Origin of the sequence: Stutzerimonas stutzeri (assembly GCF_000935215.1) — a bacterium.
Lineage (GTDB): Bacteria > Pseudomonadota > Gammaproteobacteria > Pseudomonadales > Pseudomonadaceae > Stutzerimonas.
In genome coordinates this window covers 1-20,897 of the sequence record NZ_JXXD01000021.1, presented here as the reverse complement: position 1 = coordinate 20,897, position 20,897 = coordinate 1, and the positions used below count along the sequence as shown (strand labels likewise).

Genomic DNA, 20,897 nt, shown 5'->3' with positions numbered 1-20,897 from the left:
ATGCTTTGCCGATTGCGGTTTCTGGAGGGATTCGATGTACCACGGCGAACGCTTCAATGCCTGGACGCACCTGGTCGGTGCTGCGCTGGCGTGTCTCGGCGCGATCTGGCTGCTGGTCCTCGCCGCACTCGACGGCTCGCCGCTGAAGATCGTCAGCGTGGCGATCTACGGCCTCAGCCTGATCCTGCTCTACAGCATATCGACGCTGTACCACAGCCTGCGCGGGCGGGCGAAGGTGGTCATGCGCAAGCTCGATCACCTGTCGATCTATCTGCTAATCGCCGGCAGCTACACGCCGTTCTGCCTGGTCACTCTGGCCGGGCCTTGGGGCTGGACGCTGTTCGGCATCGTCTGGGGCCTCGCCGTGATCGGCATGCTGCAGGAGATCAAGCCGCGCTCCGAGGCGCGCGTGCTGTCACTGGTGATCTACGCGGTGATGGGCTGGATCGTGCTGGTGGCGGTCAAGCCGCTGCTGGCGGCGCTCGGCGGTGCCGGCTTCGCCTGGCTGCTGGCCGGCGGCATCTGCTACACGGTGGGCATCGTGTTCTTCGTCTTCGACGACCGTTTCCGCCACTGGCATGGCATCTGGCACATCTTCGTGATGGTTGGCAGCCTGCTGCACTTCATTGCGATTCTGTTCTACGTGATCTGACTCAGCGCGGCTCCAGCGCCGCCGCGCTGCCGAGCACCGCCTCCAGTTCGCTCGCCGCGGCGCGCAGCCGTGGCACGAACTCCAGCAGCTGCGCCATCGAGCAGCGAATCACCGGCGCATGGCTGAACAGGCAGGCCAGCAGCTCGCCGTCGGCATCCCGCACCGGCACCGCACAGGCGACCATGCCGTCGATGAACTCCTCGCAATCGGTGCCGAGCTGCTCTTCACGCACCCGCGCCAGATCGTCACGCAGCGCGCTGAGGTTAGTCAGCGTGTTGCGCGCCATCCGTTGCAGCGGCAGGCGCGGCAGCACCCGCTCCAGTTGCTCCGGCGGCAGCGAGGCCAGATAGAGCTTGCCGCTGGCGGTGCACCAGAGCGGCGTGTGGCTGCCGATCGGCAGGTTGATCTGCAGCGGCCAGTTGGTCTGCACCCGGTCGAAATAGAGCATGTCCAGCCCATCCGGGATGGCCAGCCCGCAGGTTTCACCGATGGCTTCGGAGAGCTGGCGCAGGATCGCCTGGCGCAGCGCCTTGTGCCGGCTGCTGCGCAGGATGTTCAGCGCCGCAACGTGCAGGCGCTCGCCCGGCAACAGCCCACCGCGCAGGCCGAACTGCAGGAAGCCTTCCTTTTCCAGCGTCTGCACCAGCCGGTGCGCGCTGGCCTTGGGAATGTCCAGCCGTTCGGCCAGGGCCGTCGGGCTGAGCGGCTCCTTCGCCGCAGCAACCGCCTCGATGATTTCCAGCACGCGGGTGATGGAGGAGCCTTTCTCGCGGGGAATGCTGCGCATCGTCTGCCTTGTCGTTCAATGAGATGAGCGCCCCGCAGGGCGCGCACGAGTGTAGCGACCGGCACCGTCTGTGCAACGTTGCCGCGCGGGTTACTTCATGGTCGGCATGGCGAACTCGGCACCGGCGCGGATACCGGTGGGCCAGCGGCGGGTCACGGTCTTCATGCGGGTGAAGAAGCGCACCCCATCCGGGCCGTGCATGTTCAGCGGACCGAATACCGAGCGCTTCCAGCCGCCGAAGCAGTGGAAGGCCATGGGCACGGGGATTGGCACGTTGACGCCGACCATACCGACCTTGACGTTTTCCTCGAACTGCCGCGCGGTGTCGCCGTCGCGGGTGAAGATCGAGGTGCCATTGCCGTATTCATGGTCGTTGATCAGTTGCAGCGCCTCGTCGAAGCTCTTCACCCGCACCACAGCCAGCACCGGACCGAAGATTTCCTCACGGTAGATGCGCATGCTCGGCGTGACACGGTCGAACAGCGTCGGGCCGACATAGAAGCCGTTCTCATGGTCCTCGACCTTGATGCCGCGGCCGTCGCAGACCAGCGTTGCACCCTCCTCCACACCCAGATCGATGTAGCCGCTGACCTTCTGCTGGTGCTCGCGGGTCACCAGCGGGCCCATGTGCGGCTCAGGCTCGACGCCCAGACCCGGGCCGGTACGCATCTGGCTGATTTCACCTTTGAGCATCTCGACCAGCTTGTCAGCCACCTCGTCACCAACGCACACCGCCACCGAGATCGCCATGCAGCGCTCGCCGGCCGAGCCGTAGGCCGCGCCCATCAGCGAGCTGACCACCTGCTGCGGATCGGCATCGGGCATCACCACCATGTGGTTCTTCGCCCCGCCCAGGGCCTGGCAGCGCTTGCCGTGGGCCGAGGCGGTGGCATAGATGTATTCGGCGATCGGCGTCGAGCCGACGAAGCTGACCGATTGCACGCGCTCATCGGTGAGCAGCACGTCCACCGCTTCCTTGTCGCCGTTGACGATGTTCAGCACACCGGCCGGCAGCCCCGCCTCGGCCAGCAGCTCGCCGATCAGCATCGTCGCGCTGGGGTCCTTTTCCGAGGGCTTCAAGACGAAGGTGTTACCGCAGGCGATGGCCACCGGCAGCATCCACAGCGGCACCATGGCCGGGAAGTTGAACGGGGTGATGCCGGCGCAAACGCCGAGCGGCTGCATCAGCGAGTTGGAGTCGATGTCGCGGCCGACATTGGAGGAGAACTCGCCCTTGAGCAGATGCGGGATGCCGCAGGCGAACTCCACCACTTCCAGCCCGCGGGTGACTTCACCCTGGGCGTCGGAGAAGACCTTGCCGTGCTCGCTGGTGATCAAGCGGGCGACGTCGTCACGACGTTTTTCGAGCAGCTCCTTGAAACGAAACATGACCCGCGCGCGCACCAGCGGCGGCGTCTTCGACCAGCCTTCGAAGGCGGCCTGGGCGGCGGCGATGGCTTCGCGGGTCTCGTCCGCCGAGGACAGCGAAACATACAGCCGCGGCTCGCCGGTGGCCGGATTGTAGACGGTGGCGTGGCGCTCGGAGCGGCCAGCAACGGCCTCATTGTTGATCAGGTTGCCGAGGGTCTGCATGGCTTCACTCCTGGTTCCAGACGGTTTCGTAGAGGTCGATGATTTCCGCTTCCGTGGGTACGCGCGGGTTGTTGCCGGGCGAGCCGGAGGCCAGCGCCTGGCGCGCCATGGTCTCGCGCAATTCGAAGAAGCGTTCGCGGGCGATGCCGAACTGTTCCGGGCTCGGCACTTTCAGTTCCTGATTGATTGCGCGCAGCTCGGCGAGCAGCTTGTCGTTCGCCACCTCGACGCTGTCGGTCTGCGCGGCGACGCCCACCGCCCGCGCGCAATCGGCGTAGCGCTCCGGCGCGGCGGGAATCGAGAAGGCGGTGATAGCCGGCAGCAGCATGGCGTTGGACAACCCATGCGGCACATGGAAGAAGGCGCCGATCGGCCGGCTCATGCCGTGCACCAGCGCCACCGAGGCGTTGGAGAAAGCGATCCCGGCCAGGGTCGCGCCAAGCATCATCGCCTCGCGCGCGGCGCGGTTGCCCGGCTCGTGGAAGGCCGCGCGCAGGTTCGGTGCCAGCAGACGCATGGCTTCAAGCGCCTGGGCATCGCTGTAGAGGCTGGCCTTGCGGCTGACATAGGCCTCGATCGCGTGGGTCAAGGCGTCGATACCGGTATCGGCGGTGACCCGCGGCGGCAGCGAGAGGGTCAGCTCGTAGTCGATCAGCGCGGCGATGGGCATGAAGCCGAGGCCCGCGCAGAGCATTTTCTCGTCACTGGTTTCGTCGGTGATGATGGTGAAGCGCGTCGCCTCCGAGCCGGTGCCGGCGGTGGTGGGGATGGCGATCAGCGGCAGGCCGGCTTGGCTGACATCGCGTGGGAAGCGGTAGTCGCGCATCTCGCCGCCGAACTTGCCGAGGATGCCGATGGCCTTGGCCGAATCGATCGGGCTGCCGCCGCCGAGGGCGACGATGGAGTCGAAGTCGCCCTGACGGACCATTTCCACGCCCGCTCGAATCGAAGCAGCGGTCGGTTCGGGCAGGGTATCGGCGAAGCACTGGCTGGCGATGCCGGCCTCTTCCAGCTGACCGGCGATACGGGCGACATAGCCCAGCTCGACCATCATGCGGTCGGTGACGATCAGCGGGCGATTGCAGCCCAGCTCCTTCAGCACGCGGGCGAGTTGCTGGCTGGCGCCAGCGCCGACTTCCATCAGGCGCGGCAGAACGATGCGATGACTCATGGGCACTCTCCGAAAATGGACTGCCTGACGAGCTGGCAGCTTCTTATTTTGAGACTCAATGTCTCACTATGCACTGGAGAGTAGGTAGAGCAGGCAGCCGCCGTCAACCCGAAACGAGACCTTTCGTCTCAGGATCAGGGATGTGCTTATTGGAAAACAGGATCAGCGTGCGTTCAGACGATCGCGAAGCTGAGTCGATTGCTGGCGAAGGCGTTCACAAGCGGACTGCACATCGGCCCGCGCCTGGGCATCCAGCTCGTCCATATCAGCCTCTACATTGAGCAGCACGGCGTCGACGCAGGCGCTCAGCAACAACACCGCCGCCTCGACATCACAGCGCAGCGACGGCTCGACCATCGGCAAGGCGCGCTCGGCGATGCCCAGCGCCTCGACGCAGGCATGCGCCGTCGCCAGCGGCACCGCGCATGCCTGCCGCGACAATTCGGGCGCTCGACCCTCGTTGTCCTTCAGATATTCGGAGAAGACCGCCACGTCGTCGTCGGCAAAGGCGCCAGGACGACCCAGCAGCGAGCGGGCGTCGGCCAGCAGCGCGTTACAGGAGGCATCGCCATGCGCCGCGCTGACCCGCAGCGCCTTGACGATCAGCGCCACGGCCAAGTCAGCCGTGATTGCGGTAACCGCACCGCAGCCGGGCAACGCACGCTCGGCCACGGAATGGCGAAACTGCGCGAGGCTCAGCTGCCAGAGCCCCTGCCCCGCGCCCGGCCGGTCGGTTTCGCCCATCAGGCCGACTTGGCGCCGTCCCAGTGCAGCAGCACATCGAGCATGCGGTTGGAGAAGCCCCACTCGTTGTCGTACCAGGCCATCACCTTGACCAGCTCGCCCTGCACGCGGGTCTGACTGAGGTCGGCAACGCAGGACGCCGGGTAGCCGTTGAAGTCGCAGGAGACCAGCGCTTCCTCATTGCACTCCATGACGCCGGCCGGCAGCTTCTGCGCCCCGGCACGCAGGATATCGTTGATCGCCTCGACGCTTTCCGGCGCGTTCTCGGCGATAAAGGTCAGGTCGACCAGCGAGACGTTCGGCGTCGGCACCCGCACCGAGAGGCCGTCCAGACGCCCGGCCAGCTCCGGCAGCACCAGACCGATGGCCTTGGCCGCACCGGTGGTGGACGGAATCATCGACAACGCCGCGGCGCGCGCGCGGTAGAGGTCACTGTGCGCCTTGTCCAAGAGGTTCTGGTCGTTGGTGTAGGAGTGCACGGTGTTGAGCAGGCCCTGGCGGATGCCGACCGCCTCGTGCAGCACCTTGGCCAGCGGCGCCAGGCAATTGGTGGTGCAGGAGGCATTGGAGACGACGCGCTGATCGCCGAGCAGCTGGTGATTCACGCCGTAGACGACGGTCAGGTCGCCGCCATCGAGCGGGTGCGAGGCGAATACGCGACCGGCCCCGGCCTGCAGGTGCTGCTCGATGAGCGCTCGCTTCTTGAATTTGCCGGTGCACTCGAGCTCCACGTCGACGCCCAATTCCTTCCACGGCAGCTTGGTCGCATCCCGCTCAGCCAGCAGGCGGATCGCCTGGCCACGCACCACCATCGATTCGCCTTGCAGCTCTACCGGCTCGGGGAAACGACCGAAGGTCGAATCGAAGCGGGTCAGATGCACCAGCGTCTTGTGGTCGCTGAGATCGTTGATCGCGACCACCTGTACCCGATCCTGCAATCCACGCTCGAACAGCGCTCGTACGACGGCGCGGCCGATACGTCCATACCCGTTGATGGCAATACGTAGCATGCAAATCTCCTCGGAGGGGTTGAAAGTCTGTCGTTAGCTTAGGCGGAGTATCCACCCTTGCGTTCATCGCGGGCCGACCAGGATCAATTAACCGGCGAACCCATGTGCCGTTGGCCAGTCGTAAACCTGACAGAGCGGCCGTGCAGGATCGGCCGCGACCTGAGACGAATCAGGGGGTGTGAGGCATGAGCGAGACAACCCAAACACCGTGGTGGAAGGGCGCGACCGTTTATCAGATCTACCCGCGATCCTTTGCAGACAGCAACGGAGACGGCATCGGTGACCTCAATGGCGTGCTGCGCCATCTCGATCATCTGCAACAGCTGGGCGTCGATGCGCTGTGGTTGTCGCCGATCTTCCGCTCACCCATGGCCGATGCCGGCTACGACATCAGCGACTATTGCGATATCGATCCGCTGTTCGGTTCGCTGGCCGATATCGACCGGCTGATTACCGAAGCTCATGCCCGCGGTATCCGGGTGCTGCTGGACTTCGTGCCCAATCACACCTCCGATGAACACCCCTGGTTCGTCGAGTCGCGCAGCTCGCGGGACAATCCCAAGCGCGACTGGTACGTCTGGCGCGACCAGCCGAACAACTGGCGTGCTGCGCTGGGCGCGGGCAGCGCCTGGACCTGGGACGAGCACACCCAGCAGTACTACCTGCACCTGTTCCTCGCCAAGCAGCCGGACCTCAACTGGCGCAACCCCGAGGTGGTCGAGGCGATGCACGACGTGCTGCGCTTCTGGCTCGACCGCGACATCGACGGCTTTCGCATCGACGTCATCCACTGCACCGGCAAGGCCCCGAGCTTTGCTGACGACCCGCGCTGCCAGGCTGGCCAACCGCTCCCGGACTTCAACGATCAGCCCTACAGCCACGAAGTGCTGCGCGGTTTGCGCAAGCTCGTCGACAGCTATCCCGGCGACCGCATGCTGGTGGGTGAGGTGAACATTCGCTCCACCGAACGGGTGCTGCAGTACTACGGCGCTGGCGACGAGTTGCACCTGGCCTTCAACTTTAATCCGCTGGATGCGCCCTGGGACCCCGTGCTGTTTCGTACCTGCATCCGCGAGGTCGAGCACTGGCTGCAGCCGGCCGGTGCCTGGCCAACCTGGGTGCTCTCCAATCACGACAACGTGCGCCAGCGCAGCCGTTACCAGGGCTCCGAGCGCGCCGCCCGTGCCGCTGCGGTAATGCTGCTGACGCTGCGCGGTACGCCGTTCATCTATCAGGGTGAGGAATTGGGGCTGGAAGACGCGGTTATTACCGCCGAAACCCGAACCGATCCGGGCGGCCGTGACGGTTGCCGGGCCCCGATCCCCTGGCAGGCCGAACCACCACATGGCTGGCAAGGTGCAGAACCCTGGCTGCCCTTCCCGCCTGACGCCAACGAGCTGGCAGCCGAGCGGCAGACTGGTGAAGCGAACTCCATGTTCGCGCTCTACCAGCGCCTGCTCGCCGCGCGCAAGGCCAGCCCGGCGCTGCATCACGGCGATTTCGAAGAGTTGCCTTCGCACCCCGAAGTGCTTGCCTACCGCCGGAATTTCGGCGACGACCGCCGTCTGGTCTGCATCAACTTCTCCGACCAGCTCCACGCTCATCCGCACGCCGGCGAATGGCAGGTCGAGATCGCCAGCGACGGCATCGGTGAAGGCGATCCCTACAACGGCACCCTTAACCCAGGGCAGGCCGTCGTGCTGCGCCCAACGGAGAACTGAGCATGCGTCCACTCTGGTACCGCAACGCGGCGATCTATCAGATCGATCCCACCCTGTTTCGTGACAGCAACGGGGACGGCTGCGGCGATCTGCGCGGCATCACCGAGCGCCTCGACTACATTCGCGGCCTCGGCTGCACGGCCGTATGGCTCATGCCATTCTATCAGTCGCCCTTCGAGGATGCCGGCTACGACATCACCGACCATCTACAAGTAGACAAACGCTTCGGCGATCTGGCCGACATCGTCGCTCTGTTGGAGAAGGCCGAAGAGCTGGGCCTGCACGTCATCATCGAGCTGGTAGTGCAGCACACGTCGATCCAGCACAAGTGGTTTCAGGAGGCGCGCCGCGACCGCGAGTCGCCCTATCGCGACTACTACATATGGGCCGACGAGCCGGACGATTTCATGGAGCCGATCTTCCCGACGGTCGAGGACAGCATCTGGACCTGGGACGAGGAAGCCGGCCAGTACTACCGCCATCTGTTCTACAAGCACGAGCCGGATCTTGACCTGACCAGCCCGAAGGTCATCCACGAGATCGAGCGGATCATGTCGTTCTGGCTGCGGCTGGGTGTCTCCGGTTTCCGCATCGACGCCGCGGTACACATGGTGCGTCAGGCAGGCGGCGGCGAACTGGAAAAGGGCTACTGGCTGCTCGAGCACATGCGCGATTTCGTGACCATGCGCCGGCCTGAGACCGTGCTGCTCGGCGAGATCGACACCGACCCGGAAAAGTACGTCGAATACTTCGGCGACGAGGCCGATCGCGTCACCCTGCTGCTGGACTTCTGGACCAACAACCACCTGTTCCTCGCACTGGCGCGCCAGCAGGCCGAGCCTTTGGTTCGCGCCCTGAACAGCCAACCGCTGCCACCGAGCCATTCGCAGTACGCGCTGTGGATTCGCAACCACGACGAGCTGAGCCTCGATCGGCTGGAAGAGGATGAGCGCAAAGAGGTGATGGACACCTTCGCCCCCGACGAGAACATGCGCGCCTACGATCGCGGCATTCGCCGGCGGCTTGCGCCGATGCTCGACGGCGACGAGCGACGCATCGCGGCCACTCATGCGTTGCTGTTCTCGCTGCCCGGCACGCCGATCATCCGCTACGGCGAGGAAATCGGCATGGGCGATGACCTCGACCGCCCCGAGCGACTGGCCGTACGCACGCCCATGCAGTGGTCCAACGAACCCAACGCCGGGTTCTCCTGTACCAAAGGTGAGCTGGCCGCACCGGTGATCGACGAAGGGCCCTTCTCGTACGAGAAGATCAACGTGTTCGCCCAGACCCTGCGCAGCGATTCGCTGATGGCGCGCACCGGCAACATGATCCGCACGCGCATCGGCCTGCGCGAGATCGGCATCGGCAAGCGCACAACGGTCGAGGTGAACGACCCCGCCGTCTTTGCTATCCGCCACGACAACGGCTCGACGGTGCTGATGCTGGTCAATCTTGCCGACAAGGAAACCACCGTCGAGATCACCGAAGACGACCTTCAGGACATGGTCGATGTGCTCGCCGACTGCGACTACGGGCAGCCGGAAGGCTCACCGCTGAAGATTCGCCTCGGGCCCTACGGCTATCGCTGGCTGCGGCGCAAGCAGCAACTGTTCGGATGAGGAGCGGCTGATGAATCTCGACGCAGCACAATGGCACGCCTGGCACGGCGCAACCTTTCCCGACGAAAGCTGGTACCGCGACGACGATGAACAGCTGTGTGCCATTGTCGGCGCCCCGCGGGTCGACCTGGTCTCGCGCGAGCGCTATGGCGATTTCATCCTGCAGTTCGAGTTCGCCCTACCGGTGGGCGGCAATTCCGGGGTCTTCTACCGCGTCGAAGAAAGCGCCGGCCTCGCCTGGCACAGCGGGCCGGAAATGCAGCTGCTGGATGATGCCGTTCACCCCGACGGCGAAGAACCAACCACCCGCAACGGTGCCCTGTATGGCCTGCTCGCGCCCGAACAGGAAACCCGGATCGAACCCGGTAGCTTCATGCACGCAGCGCTTGTCGTGCGCCAGGGTACGGTCGAGCACTGGCTGGGCAATCGTATGGTGCTGAGTTATCGCCTGGACGACCCGGCCCTGCACACGCTGATCGAGTCCAGCAAATTCGCCGACAAGCCGCTGTTCGCCAAGGCGCCAGCCGGGCATATCGTCCTGCAGCACCACGGCGAGGCGGTGCGCTTTCGCCGCCTGTCGATCGAAGCGCTGGGCTGAACGTCGGCCTTGGATCGGCACGCCGAATTGAGCGAGAATGCGCGGCTTTTCCAGGCTGCGAAACGCAGTGACGGCAGAAGCGCCCCGGCGCCAAGCGTCAGGCAAGCCGCGGCCGCCCACGCTTGAGGTAGCGTTCGTGGAACAGCTGAAAGATAAGATTCGCAGTCAGGGCATCGTGCTTTCCGACCGGGTACTCAAGGTCGACGCGTTCCTCAACCACCAGATAGATCCCGTGCTGATGCAGGCCATCGGGCAGGAATTCGCCCGCCTGTTCCGCGATGCCGGCGTCACCAAGATCGTCACCATCGAAGCCTCCGGCATTGCGCCGGCGGTCATGGCCGGCCTGGAGTTGGGCGTGCCGGTGATCTTCGCCCGCAAGCACCAGTCGCTGACGCTGCAGGACAACCTGCTAACCGCCACGGTCTATTCGTTCACCAAGCAAGTGGAAAGCACCATCGCCGTGTCCACCCAGCACCTGTCCTCGAACGACCGCGTGCTGATCATCGACGACTTCCTCGCCAACGGCAAAGCCGCCAAGGGCCTGATCTCGATCATCAACCAGGCCGGCGCGAGCATCGCCGGCCTTGGCATCGTCATCGAAAAGGCCTTCCAGGCCGGTCGTCAGGAGCTGGAAGAAGCCGGTTACCGCGTCGAGTCCCTGGCTCGCGTCGCCTCGCTGGCTGATGGGCAAGTGCAATTCATAGACTGACTGCAGGTCATTGGCTGAGTGCAGGTCATAGTCCGGGCGCAGCTCAAAAGCTGAACCCGGCTCAACCGGCCGGCGGCGCCTCTGCGCGCCATAGCGCCACCAGCGCACCCTGCGTGCCTGCCAGCGGATCGCTGATGGGCACGCCGACTTGGGCAATTCGCTCACGCGCCTGATCATGGGTGGCCGCGTCAGGCCGCTGCATGTCGTACTGCTGGCCGACCGGATAACCCGCCACCACCTGGAAATCTGCGCTGGCCTCGAGCGCGCAATGCCCCGTCCCGGCCGGTAGCACCAGCGCGTCGCCCGCCTTCAGCTCGACCTCCTGACCGTTATCACCGCCCAACATGACCCGCGCCCAGCCGCTGGCCACGCCGAGCGCTTCGTGGGCGGTGGAATGGTAGTGATGGTAGTCGTAAACCGTCCCACGCCAGGCAGACGGCCACAGATGGCTGTCGAACAGTCGCTCGAAGGCTTCCGCGGGGCTTGGTCCGGCCAATGGCAGCTGGCGGTAGATCAGCACCGGATGCGGGCTGTTGGGCGTGCGCCCGTCACTGGCCAGGTGCAGCTGTTCGGGTTGTGGTGCGGAACTGGGCATGCGGGGCTCCTCTGTCGTCACGGGAATCCGACCGGTAGGCCGTATCGAATTCGACTCGAGAGCTGCCTGCTTTGCTCACCGCAGAAACGACAAAGCCGCCCGGAGGCGGCTTTGCTGGTGACGCCTGGCGCTCGATCAGAGGCCGGACATGTGCTGGATGGCGGCCTTCAGCTCGTCATCGGAGCAGTCGCCACAGGTGCCCTTCGGCGGCATGGCATTGATACCGCTGATGGCGTGCTTGAGCAGGCCGTCCAGACCACCGGCAGCATCGGCACGGGCCGTCCAGGCTGCACTGTCACCGGTCTTCGGCGCGTTCAGCAGGCCGGAGCCGTGGCAGGCAGTGCAGAACTTGCCGTACACGTCGGAACCGCTACGGGCGGCACCACCGGCGGCTGCGGCAGCGCCGGCACCAGCGGCTGCGCACTCTTCACCTTGAATACATACTTCGCCCACCGGCTTGAGGCGCTCGGCGATTGCTTCGTCGGTCGCAGCCTGAGCGCTCATTGCCCACAGGGCCAATACGGCAGTCTGTGCTACCAGGATCTTCTTAATCAGGTTCACCTTACACCCTCATTGTGGCTAGACACGCCCGCGGCCACGGTATCGCGAGCGGCGGTCAGTATAACGGCAAGCCATGCCGGCTGAAACAATACGAAAGGCCCGGCGTTTCTCCGCGACGCTTTGTCGCATCGCAACTTTCGGATGAATCAAGACCGATGCGGTTAAAAGTTCGCCGGCGTCGTCGCGCTGATCAACCGTGCCGGCGCGTCGTACGGATTACGGAAACGATGCGGCTTGCTGCTCTCGAAGTAGTAGCTATCGCCGCTCTCCAGCACGTACACCTGACCGTTCACGGTCAGCTCCAGACGGCCTTCGACCAGCATCCCGGCCTCCTCGCCCTGGTGCGAGAGCATGTCCATTCCAGTATCGGAGCCCGGCGGATAGGTCTCGTCGAGAAAGGCGATGGCTCGTCCCGGATGCGCCTTGCCCACCAGTTTCATGCTCACCGCGCCGTCGGATATATCGATCAACTCGCCGGCCTTGTAGACCACCTGGGTGTCGCTGTCCTGCTCGAAGTCGGGGGAAAAGAACTCCACCAGCGACATGGGAATCCCACTCAGCACCTTCTTCAGCGAACTGATCGAGGGGCTGACGCTGTTCTTTTCGATCATGGAAATGGTGCTGTTGGTAACGCCGGCACGCTTGGCGAGTTCACGCTGGGACAGACCCTTGAGCTTGCGGATGGTTTGCAGTCGAACGCCAACGTCCAATACGGGAGCCCCCTTTCAAGAGCGATGCGAAGAGGGGGCTATCATGGCAATGGCGTTCAGAATTTACAACACCGGCTCCAGACGAGCCGTCGCCCGGCACGCGCGGCTCTTCCAAGGGTCAGAGGACCGGGCCGGCGAGATCCGGCATGGCAGCGACGACGGTGATCTCGACCCGCACATCCGGCGAATACATCAGGGCCTGAACAGTGGTCCGTGCCGGCGCCGTGCCCGGTGTGATCCATGCATCCCACACCTCGTTCATACCGGCGTAATCGGCGGCGATGTCCTTCAGGTGAATGGTTGCCGAAAGCAGGCGCGTCTTGCTGGTACCCGCCTCGTCCAGCAAGCGTTCGATGCTCGACAGCGTTTCGCGGGTCTGCTCGCGGATATCACCGGTCAGGTCATCGGCCAGTTGCCCGGAGAGATACACCGCGCCGTTGTGGATCACCGCTTCGCTATAGCGGGTTTCAGTGTGCAGCCGCCGGATGGGCATGTTTACGGGTCTCCTTGTGCTTGCCGTAACGGAAGATATCCAGCCCCTCGGTGCTGATCTGCGGACGCTTGGACGCCAGCAGGTCCGCGAGCACACGGCCGGAGCCGCACGCCATGGTCCAACCAAGGGTGCCATGGCCGGTATTGAGGAACAGGTTGCGATAGGGTGTCGCGCCGATGATCGGTGTGCCATCTGGCGTGGCCGGTCGCAGGCCGGTCCAGAATACCGCGTCAGACGGATCGCCGCCCTGCGGATAGAGGTCGCCCACCACCATTTCCAGAGTTTCCCGCCGGCGCGGGTTGAGCGACAGATCGTGCCCGGCGATCTCCGCCATGCCACCGACACGGATGCGCTGATCGAAGCGGGTGATGGCGACCTTGTAGGTTTCATCGAGCACGGTCGACTGCGGTGCCATCGCCGGATCGCTTATCGGTACGGTCAGCGAATAGCCCTTGAGCGGGTAGACCGGTGCACGAATGCCCAGCGGCTTGAGCATCTGCGGGCTGTAGCTGCCGAGCGCCAGCACGTAGCGATCGGCCGTCTCCAGCTTGCCGTCGATCCACACACCGGCCAGCCGGTCGCCGGCGTAGTCGAGGCGTTGAATATTCTGTTCGAAGCGGAACTCGACCCCGAGCGCCACGGCCATTTCCGCCAGGCGCGCGGTGAACATCTGGCAGTCGCCGGTCTGGTCATTGGGCAGCCGCAGCGCACCGCTGAGCTTGTGCGAAACCTTCGCCAGAGCCGGCTCTACCCGTGCAATGCCGGCGCGATCGAGCAGCTCGTAGGGCACCCCGGAGCGCTGCAGCACAGCGATGTCCTTGGCGGCGGCATCAAGCTGCGCCTGGGTGCGGAACAGCTGCGTGGTGCCGAGCTGACGACCTTCATAGGTGATGCCGGTTTCCGCGCGCAGCTCATCGAGGCAGTCACGGCTGTACTCGGACAGGCGCACCATGCGCTCCTTGTTTACCGCGTAGCGGGCCGCCGTGCAGTTGCGCAGCATCTGCGCCATCCACAGATACTGGTCGATGTCGCCGGTAAGCTTGATCGCCAGCGGTGCATGGCGCTGCAATAGCCACTTCATCGCTTTCAACGGGACACCAGGCGCCGCCCAAGGCGAGGCGTAGCCGGGCGAGACCTGTCCGGCATTAGCGAAGCTGGTCTCCATCGCCACCGCCGGCTGCCGGTCGACCACCACCACTTCGAAACCGGCCCGCGCCAGATAATAGGCGCTGGCAGTGCCGACCACGCCGCTACCCAATACCAGTACACGCATTGCAGCCTCCCACCCGCTCGAACGGGCTTTTCCGGATCACTATTGAAACGGAGTATAGAAATGCTCAAGCAGTGTTATTCACCATATAAAAAGCTATCTTTGGCCGTTATTCACGCCATCGACGCTTTATTTGGAGGGCATATCCCTTGAGAACCCGGCATCAGACGCGCCGCGAACTGGACAAGATCGACCGCCACATCCTGCGCATTCTCCAAGCCGAAGGGCGCCTGCCCTTCACCGAGCTGGGCGAGCGCGTCGGCCTGTCGACCACGCCCTGCACCGAGCGCGTCCGGCGCCTGGAGCGCGAAGGCATCATCATGGGCTACTCGGCGCGTCTGAACCCGCAGCATCTGAAGGCGGGGCTGCTGGTGTTCGTCGAGATCAGCCTGGCGTACAAGTCCGGCGACATCTTCGAGGAGTTCCGCCGCGCCGTGCTCAAGCTGCCTCACGTGCTCGAATGCCACCTGGTGTCCGGCGACTTCGACTACCTGGTCAAGGCGCGGATCTCGGAGATGGCCTCCTACCGCAAATTGCTCGGCGACATCCTGCTGAAGCTGCCCCACGTGCGCGAATCGAAGAGCTATATCGTGATGGAAGAGATCAAGGAATCCCTCGACCTGCCGGTCCCGGACTAGAGCCGATGACGGCCAGTTCTGCGGCCTCGTCGGGCAGCCTGCGACGGACCGCTGGTCATGCCTGGCTTTGCTCCGCGGCCTCGCTCCGGTCTACCCTAGGCGCATGCAGACCTCTCATGACACCTTGATGAATCACCGCGCATCCGCGCCGAACGGCGCCGTACATGCACCCTCCTACTATGCCGCGAGCGTCAATCGCGAACTGGCCTTCGAGCCGTTGCAGGGCGAACAGCGGGCCGACGTATGCGTCGTCGGCGGTGGGTTCTCCGGCCTCAACACGGCCATCGAACTGGCCGAGCGGGGCCTCAGCGTCATCCTGCTGGAAGCGCACCGAATCGGCTGGGGCGCCAGCGGGCGCAACGGCGGGCAATTGATCCGCGGCGTCGGCCATGACGTCGAGCAGTTCAGCAAGATCATTGGCGCAGAAGGCGTCGATGAACTCAAGCGCATGGGCTTCGAAGCCGTCGACATCGTCCGCCAGCGCATCGAGCGCTACGCCATCGACTGCGACCTGACCTGGGGCTATTGCGACCTGGCGACCAAGCCACGGCATCTGAAAGGCTTCGACGAGGAGTATTCCGACCTACTGCGCCTCGGCTATCCGCACCCACTGCAGCGCGTGTCACGTCCCAACCTGGTCACGGTGGTGGGCTCGCAGCGTTACCTCGGCGGCCTGCTGGACATGGGGTCGGGCCACCTGCACCCGCTGAATCTGGCACTCGGCGAGGCGGCGGCGGCACAGTCGCTGGGCGTGCGGCTGTTCGAGCAGTCGGCGGTCGAGCGCATCGAGTATGGCCCGCAGGTCAAGGTGCATACGGCTCAGGGTGTGGTGCACGCGGACAACCTGGTGCTGGCCTGCAATGCCTACCTCAACGGCCTGCAACCGAAGCTCGCCGGCAAGGTGCTGCCGGCCGGCAGCTACATCATCGCCACCGAGCGACTGCCCGAGCCGCTCTGCCGCGAGCTGTTGCCGCAGAACATGGCGGTCTGCGATCAGCGCGTGGCGCTCGATTACTTCCGTCTCAGCGCCGATGGCCGTCTGCTGTTCGGCGGCGCCTGTCACTATTCCGGCCGTGACCCACAGGACATCGCCGCCTATATGCAGCCGAAGATGCTCGAGGTATTTCCGCAGCTGGTCGGCATCGGCATCGACTATCAGTGGGGCGGGATGATCGGCATCGGCGCCAACCGGCTGCCGCAGATCGGCCGCCTGGCCGAACATCCCAACGTGTTCTACGCCCAGGCCTATTCCGGCCACGGGCTGAATGCCACGCACCTGGCCGGTCGCCTGCTTGCCGAAGCCATTGCCGGCCAGCAAAGCAGCGGCTTCGATCTGTTCGCCAAAGTGCCGCATCCGACCTTCCCCGGCGGACCGGCACTGCGCTCGCCACTGCTGGCGTTGGGCATGCTCTGGTATCGACTGAAGGACCGATTCTGAATTTTCGGACGAAGCGCAACGTCCAAGCATGAATGAAAGGATGCATACCCGGAGAAACCTTGCGTACTTACCTGACGCTCCTGCTGCTATTGCTGCTGGCCGGTTGTGCCAGCCACCCCACGCCAACCGAGTCCTATTCCGTGGCACCGGACGCGTCGCCGCTTGGCCGGCGCATCCAGCAGCTCGCCACCGAGCACGCGTACGGCCACTCGGGTTTTCGCCTGCTACCGGAGAGCACCGAAGCCTTCGCCGCACGCACCGAGATGATCCGCGCGGCGCAGGTCAGCCTCGATATCCAGTACTACATCGTCCATGACGGCCTCACCACACGTGCGCTGATCGACGAAGTGCTGCAAGCCGCCGACCGCGGCGTGCGCGTGCGGCTGCTGCTGGATGACACCACCAGCCATGGCGAGGACTACCGCATCGGCACTCTGGCCGCGCACCCCAACATTCAGATCCGCGTCTTCAACCCGCTTCACCTCGGCCGCAGCAACGCCATCACCCGATCCATGGGACGCCTATTGCACCTTTCGCTGCAGCATCGGCGCATGCACAACAAGCTGATGCTGGTCGATGGCAGCCTGGCCGTCGTCGGTGGACGCAACCTCGGCGACGAGTACTTCGAGGCCGACCAGGCGATGAACTTCACCGACATCGACCTGCTTGGCGCCGGCCCGGTCGCCGAGCAGCTCGGCAAGAGTTTCGACCGCTACTGGAACAACCAGCTGAGCGTGCCTATCCAGCATTTTCTCTGGTGGCAACCGAAACCGCGCCAGCTGGACAAGGCGCGCCAGCAGCTGAGCGACTATCTGCAGCAGGCCAAACAGGAAAACAGCGAGCAGTACCAGCGCCTGATGCAGTACAAGCAGCGCCCGCAATTGCAGCAGTGGCTGGACGAACTGATCTGGGCACCGGGCAGGGCCATGTGGGACGCGCCGGAAAAACTGCTCGCCGAAGGCGTACCGGCGGCATCGCTGCTGCTGACTACGCAACTTGCACCGACCATGCAGGCCGTGAGCAGCGAGCTGACACTGGTTTCGGCCTACTTCGTGCCGACCGATAGCGGCGTGGACTACCTGGCGGATCGCACCGGCGAGGGCGTGACCGTGCGCATCCTCACCAACTCGCTGGAGGCCACTGACGTGCCGGCCGTGCATGGCGGCTATGCGCCCTACCGCGAGGCCATGCTGGAACTCGGCGTGCGCCTGTTCGAACTGCGCCGGCAGCCGGAGCAGGAAGCCTCTTACAGTTTTCTCGGCGAGTCGGAATCCAGCCTGCATAGCAAGGCAGCGGTATTCGACCAGCAGAAGGTTTTCATCGGCTCGCTGAATCTCGATCCGCGCTCGGTGCTGTGGAACACCGAGGTGGGGATTCTGGTGGAAAGCCACGAACTGGCCCGCGAGGTCCACCGCCTCACGCTGGAGGGTATGTCGCCGGCACTGAGCTACGAAGTTCGCCTGGTGGAGCGCGACGGCCGCAAGCAGCTCACGTGGATCGCAGAGGATGGCGGCCGGCTGCGCACCATCGAAAAGGAGCCAGGCGGGCTCTGGCGACGCTTCAACGCCTGGTTCGCCGACGTCATCGGCCTGGAGAAGATGCTTTAGTGGCCTGTTTGGTAAGTTCGACGCCCATGGCCCGATACCGCGTTGCTGCTCCTTGCCATAGGCCCGCTATGACCCGTCGCAGCGCCTTGCCCCGGAGCCATGTTCAGCCGAACTTGCCTCAACCAACTCACCGCACAGGCCACTAGGTTCGCAACAAGCTGCCGCACGATGTCGTCCGTTTGGCTACAAGCCGTCACAAATCATTCTTTGGGGTGATACCACTCGGCCAGCAGTCCGTTAGGCTCCAGCGTGCTGCTGCCATGCACGCATAGCTTCTATAAAAATAAAAAGGAGCACGACAATGGACCGTTTAACTCGCTTCTGGCTATTGCTGATACTCGTAATGCTGCCCGGCTTTACCGAGGCGGCCCCGCCCGAAACCATCTCTGCGCTGCAGAACTTGCAGATCCACGCCAATCGCGCGACCAGCAGCCTGCTGCTCTACCGCGGCGAAGGCTTTCAGAAGGCGCACCTGTTGCGTCTGGAAGACGACATCCGCGCGCTGAATGCAGCCCTACTCAATGTCGCCAATCCCACCAGCGCCCTGCGCGAAAGTCACCAGGCGCTTCAGGCTCGGCTGCGCGAAGGCGCCGGCTTCGGCTACGAAGAGGACGACATGCCCTGGGGCTGGCCGCTGGAGATGAGCAAGGCCCTGCGCGACTTCCTCACCGCCGTTCGCGCGCAGCAAGGGGCGGACGCTCAGGCCGAACTGCCAGCCAAGGTTGAATACCTGGCCGTTCAATACCTCAGCCGTGCCTACATCGGCTCGTTCGAGATCGCTCGCGAACAGCCGGACACCTATCTCGGGCAGGACGAGCGTCACCTGGTGCCGGCGATCGACGCCCAGCTGGCCGAACTGGATGGCAAGCGCGATCCCGCGCTGGCCAAACTCAAGACCCGCTGGGATTTCCTCAAGGTGGCGCTGGAAGACATGAACAGCGGCAGCAACAACTTTACCACCGCCTCAGGCCGGCCCTTCGCGCCAATCATGGTCGACCGCCATGCGCGCAGCCTCAGCGATCAGTGGATGGCGGCGAAACCCTGACTCAGCTGTGGGCGGCTGAGTCGCGCAGACGCACAGGACCGACCCGCGCCTCGATGGCGAGGCGCAACGGGTCGCGCAAACCGAGCATGAATCCAAGCTCGGCAGCGACGAACAAAGGCCCGATGATCAGCCCGGTGAGATCGTCGACGAACGCCGGCTTGCGACCCTCGAAGTAGTGCCCGATGAACTGGATGATCCAGCCGAGCACGAACAATCCCGCGCCAACGCCCAGCCACAGCGCCATCGTCACGCCGGCCAGAACTGCGCCCAGCCATACGCAGAGCAGCAGCACGGCGCTCATCAGCAAGCCGTAACGCAGATCCAGACGAAGGTAGAAAACCGCAGCGGCGAGCGACACCAGTGCCGCCGGACTTAGCCACAACCCGGCCCATTCGATGCCCGGCCGCGACAGGAGGATCGCCACCGCCAGCACGATCAGCGGAATGCCGATGAAATGGGTCAGGAGGTTGCGTGGATCGCGATGATAGGCCGCGTACTGTGCCAAATGATCGGTGAGGGTCTTCATTGGCGGTATCTCCGGAAGTCGCGTCTCACCAAGCTTAGCCGGTCGCAGCGGCTGGAGCGCCGCCGGACACAGGGCAATCGCGCCAACATCGGTGGTTGCCGGGCTATTGCTCGGGACGATAGCCCAGCCGCAGACCACCCCAGTGACGGCCACCGACCATGATCGGCACGGACAGGTCGTGCATCAGCTCCCCGGTATCGCGACTGTAGGTCTGCAACAGCAGGCGGCGCTGATGACTGCCGCAGCGCCCGCCGGTGCGGTCGTTGAACAGGCGCTTGCTACGGCTCTTGACCCGATCGATCTCCGGGTTGCCCACCGGCGGCTGGCTGAACGCGCGGTTGTGGGTCGGCACGTAGCCCTCCGGCGTCGTGGCGATGGCGTAGACCAATGCGGCATGCTTCTGCAGCACCGGCTCCTGAATCGCCGGTAAGACCTCGTCGGCATAGCGGTCGAAGCGGGTCTGATACTTCACCGGATCGGTATTGGCCTGCGCCCGGTAATTGCGGTCGAACAGGTCATCGAGACTGACGCGCCCGGCCTGGATATCAGCCTCGAAACGCGCGCTGATGGCCGCAGCCCCCTGACGCGCGAGGTCGAACATGGTCTGGTGATAATCGTCGAGCTGGACCTCGGCCAGTTGCTCGCTGGCGCTTTCGGCCTGGGCCACCAGGCGTTCCGCCGCCAGCTCGAGCTGGCGGGTCTGCTCCTCGCTGTCCAGGGCATCGGTACGCAGCTGATCGAGGGCGACAAACTGTCCGGTCAGGCGCTGATGGTTGTCGGCGGTGCCGGTGGTGATCTGCTCGACCTGGCTTTCGACGCTGCCGGCCAGTTCGGCGATGCCGCTGAGCTGCTCACCGGTGGTGGCGATCTGCTCGGCCGCGGCGTCCAGCTCGTTGCCCTGGCGCTGGATGTAGCTGACCACTGCTTCGCTTTGCTCGCGGATGTCGGCCACCATGCGACCGACCTCCTCGGTAGCGCTGGAGGTGCGCGCCGCCAGACTGCGTACTTCGTCGGCGACCACGGCAAAGCCGCGGCCAGCCTCACCGGCACGGGCGGCCTCGATGGCTGCGTTCAGAGCCAGCAGGTTGGTCTGGCTGGCGATGGACTGGATCACGTCGGTAATGCGGCGGATTTCCTCTGTCCGCGCCGAAAGCCCGTCAATCAGCTCGCGGCTGGCGTGGGTCTGAGCACTCAGCTGTTGCATGCGTTCGATGGCGCGCTGCAGTTCGGCTTGGCCGGTATCGCTGCGCTCGCGCACCGCTTGCGCGGCATCCAGTGTGTGGCGGGCTCGCTCGGCGCTGTCCTGCTCGGTGGCGGCGATAGCCTGGGCACCATTGGCAATGTCGCTGACAGCCTGCAGCTGCGACTTCAGGCGGATGGCCAGCTGCTCGGCGCTGAAGGCGACCT

At 64.6% G+C, this 20,897-nt stretch carries 21 protein-coding genes; 9 read left to right on the top strand and 12 right to left on the bottom strand.

Going from position 1 to position 20,897, the window contains the following annotated elements; translation table 11 throughout:
• Positions 1-34: 34 nt before the first annotated feature.
• A complete protein-coding gene (trhA, locus tag LO50_RS02990) occupies positions 35-652 on the top strand; it encodes a PAQR family membrane homeostasis protein TrhA (protein ID WP_044314075.1) in 618 nt (205 codons plus the stop codon).
• A gap of 1 nt (position 653) precedes the next feature.
• Here the strand turns inward: trhA and LO50_RS02985 are convergent, their stop codons facing one another.
• The 5 genes from LO50_RS02985 to gap all read right to left on the bottom strand — a co-directional run bounded on the left by LO50_RS02985 (position 654) and on the right by gap (position 5,957).
• Positions 654-1,439: an IclR family transcriptional regulator gene (locus LO50_RS02985; protein ID WP_044314074.1), complete on the bottom strand. Its 786-nt coding sequence runs from the start codon at positions 1,437-1,439 to the stop codon at positions 654-656.
• A 90-nt stretch (positions 1,440-1,529) separates the two neighbouring features.
• The gene (locus LO50_RS02980) at positions 1,530-3,032 is read right to left on the bottom strand and encodes a CoA-acylating methylmalonate-semialdehyde dehydrogenase (RefSeq protein ID WP_044314073.1); all 1,503 of its coding nucleotides are present in this window, start codon (positions 3,030-3,032) and stop codon (positions 1,530-1,532) included.
• A gap of 4 nt (positions 3,033-3,036) precedes the next feature.
• Positions 3,037-4,203, bottom strand: coding sequence for an iron-containing alcohol dehydrogenase (locus LO50_RS02975; RefSeq protein ID WP_044314072.1), 1,167 nt, complete (start codon positions 4,201-4,203; stop codon positions 3,037-3,039).
• A gap of 162 nt (positions 4,204-4,365) precedes the next feature.
• A complete protein-coding gene (locus tag LO50_RS02970) occupies positions 4,366-4,947 on the bottom strand; it encodes a cyclodeaminase/cyclohydrolase family protein (RefSeq protein ID WP_044314071.1) in 582 nt (193 codons plus the stop codon).
• A complete protein-coding gene (gap, locus tag LO50_RS02965) occupies positions 4,947-5,957 on the bottom strand; it encodes a type I glyceraldehyde-3-phosphate dehydrogenase (protein ID WP_044314070.1) in 1,011 nt (336 codons plus the stop codon). The genes LO50_RS02970 and gap overlap by 1 nt, the downstream gene beginning before the upstream one ends.
• Positions 5,958-6,142: 185 nt before the next feature.
• On the opposite strand from gap, the gene LO50_RS02960 reads away from it, so the two are divergent.
• The 4 genes from LO50_RS02960 to LO50_RS02945 all read left to right on the top strand — a co-directional run bounded on the left by LO50_RS02960 (position 6,143) and on the right by LO50_RS02945 (position 10,607).
• Positions 6,143-7,678: an alpha-amylase family glycosyl hydrolase gene (locus tag LO50_RS02960; RefSeq protein ID WP_044314069.1), complete on the top strand. Its 1,536-nt coding sequence runs from the start codon at positions 6,143-6,145 to the stop codon at positions 7,676-7,678.
• A gap of 2 nt (positions 7,679-7,680) precedes the next feature.
• Positions 7,681-9,300 carry an alpha-amylase family protein gene (locus LO50_RS02955; RefSeq protein WP_044314068.1) on the top strand — a complete coding sequence of 540 codons (1,620 nt, stop codon included), beginning with the start codon at positions 7,681-7,683 and terminating at the stop codon, positions 9,298-9,300.
• A gap of 10 nt (positions 9,301-9,310) precedes the next feature.
• Positions 9,311-9,898, top strand: coding sequence for a 3-keto-disaccharide hydrolase (locus LO50_RS02950; protein WP_044314067.1), 588 nt, complete (start codon positions 9,311-9,313; stop codon positions 9,896-9,898).
• 136 nt (positions 9,899-10,034) lie between these two features.
• The gene (locus LO50_RS02945; RefSeq protein ID WP_003297838.1) at positions 10,035-10,607 is read left to right on the top strand and encodes a xanthine phosphoribosyltransferase; all 573 of its coding nucleotides are present in this window, start codon (positions 10,035-10,037) and stop codon (positions 10,605-10,607) included.
• Between the two features lie 61 nt (positions 10,608-10,668).
• Here the strand turns inward: LO50_RS02945 and LO50_RS02940 are convergent, their stop codons facing one another.
• From LO50_RS02940 to dadA, 5 genes are all read right to left on the bottom strand, one after another.
• Positions 10,669-11,202 (bottom strand): cupin domain-containing protein, encoded by a 534-nt coding sequence (locus tag LO50_RS02940; protein WP_042927483.1) that lies wholly within the window; start codon positions 11,200-11,202, stop codon positions 10,669-10,671.
• Between the two features lie 135 nt (positions 11,203-11,337).
• Positions 11,338-11,763: a c-type cytochrome gene (locus LO50_RS02935; protein ID WP_014821785.1), complete on the bottom strand. Its 426-nt coding sequence runs from the start codon at positions 11,761-11,763 to the stop codon at positions 11,338-11,340.
• A 161-nt stretch (positions 11,764-11,924) separates the two neighbouring features.
• Entirely contained in the window at positions 11,925-12,473 is a 549-nt protein-coding gene (locus LO50_RS02930) for a cupin domain-containing protein (protein WP_003297842.1), read from the bottom strand.
• A 118-nt stretch (positions 12,474-12,591) separates the two neighbouring features.
• Entirely contained in the window at positions 12,592-12,966 is a 375-nt protein-coding gene (locus LO50_RS02925; protein ID WP_003297843.1) for a RidA family protein, read from the bottom strand.
• Positions 12,941-14,239 (bottom strand): D-amino acid dehydrogenase, encoded by a 1,299-nt coding sequence (gene dadA / locus LO50_RS02920; protein WP_044314066.1) that lies wholly within the window; start codon positions 14,237-14,239, stop codon positions 12,941-12,943. Before dadA ends, LO50_RS02925 begins: the two co-directional genes overlap by 26 nt.
• Positions 14,240-14,385: 146 nt before the next feature.
• Between dadA and LO50_RS02915 the strand changes: the two genes are divergently transcribed.
• The 4 genes from LO50_RS02915 to LO50_RS02900 all read left to right on the top strand — a co-directional run bounded on the left by LO50_RS02915 (position 14,386) and on the right by LO50_RS02900 (position 18,964).
• Entirely contained in the window at positions 14,386-14,874 is a 489-nt protein-coding gene (locus tag LO50_RS02915) for an Lrp/AsnC ligand binding domain-containing protein (protein ID WP_003295466.1), read from the top strand.
• Between the two features lie 127 nt (positions 14,875-15,001).
• Positions 15,002-16,312: an NAD(P)/FAD-dependent oxidoreductase gene (locus LO50_RS02910; protein ID WP_044314065.1), complete on the top strand. Its 1,311-nt coding sequence runs from the start codon at positions 15,002-15,004 to the stop codon at positions 16,310-16,312.
• A 59-nt stretch (positions 16,313-16,371) separates the two neighbouring features.
• Positions 16,372-17,919, top strand: a complete 1,548-nt coding sequence (locus tag LO50_RS02905) for a phospholipase D family protein (protein WP_044314064.1) — start codon at positions 16,372-16,374, stop codon at positions 17,917-17,919.
• Positions 17,920-18,220: 301 nt separating this feature from the next.
• Positions 18,221-18,964, top strand: a complete 744-nt coding sequence (locus tag LO50_RS02900; RefSeq protein ID WP_023444590.1) for a hypothetical protein — start codon at positions 18,221-18,223, stop codon at positions 18,962-18,964.
• Position 18,965: 1 nt separating this feature from the next.
• Here the strand turns inward: LO50_RS02900 and LO50_RS02895 are convergent, their stop codons facing one another.
• On the bottom strand, positions 18,966-19,490 hold the full coding sequence (locus LO50_RS02895; protein WP_044314063.1) for an Mpo1 family 2-hydroxy fatty acid dioxygenase: 525 nt from the start codon (positions 19,488-19,490) through the stop codon (positions 18,966-18,968).
• 103 nt (positions 19,491-19,593) lie between these two features.
• Positions 19,594-20,897: methyl-accepting chemotaxis protein (locus LO50_RS02890; protein WP_044314062.1), on the bottom strand; the 1,304-nt coding region annotated here is incomplete at its 5' end.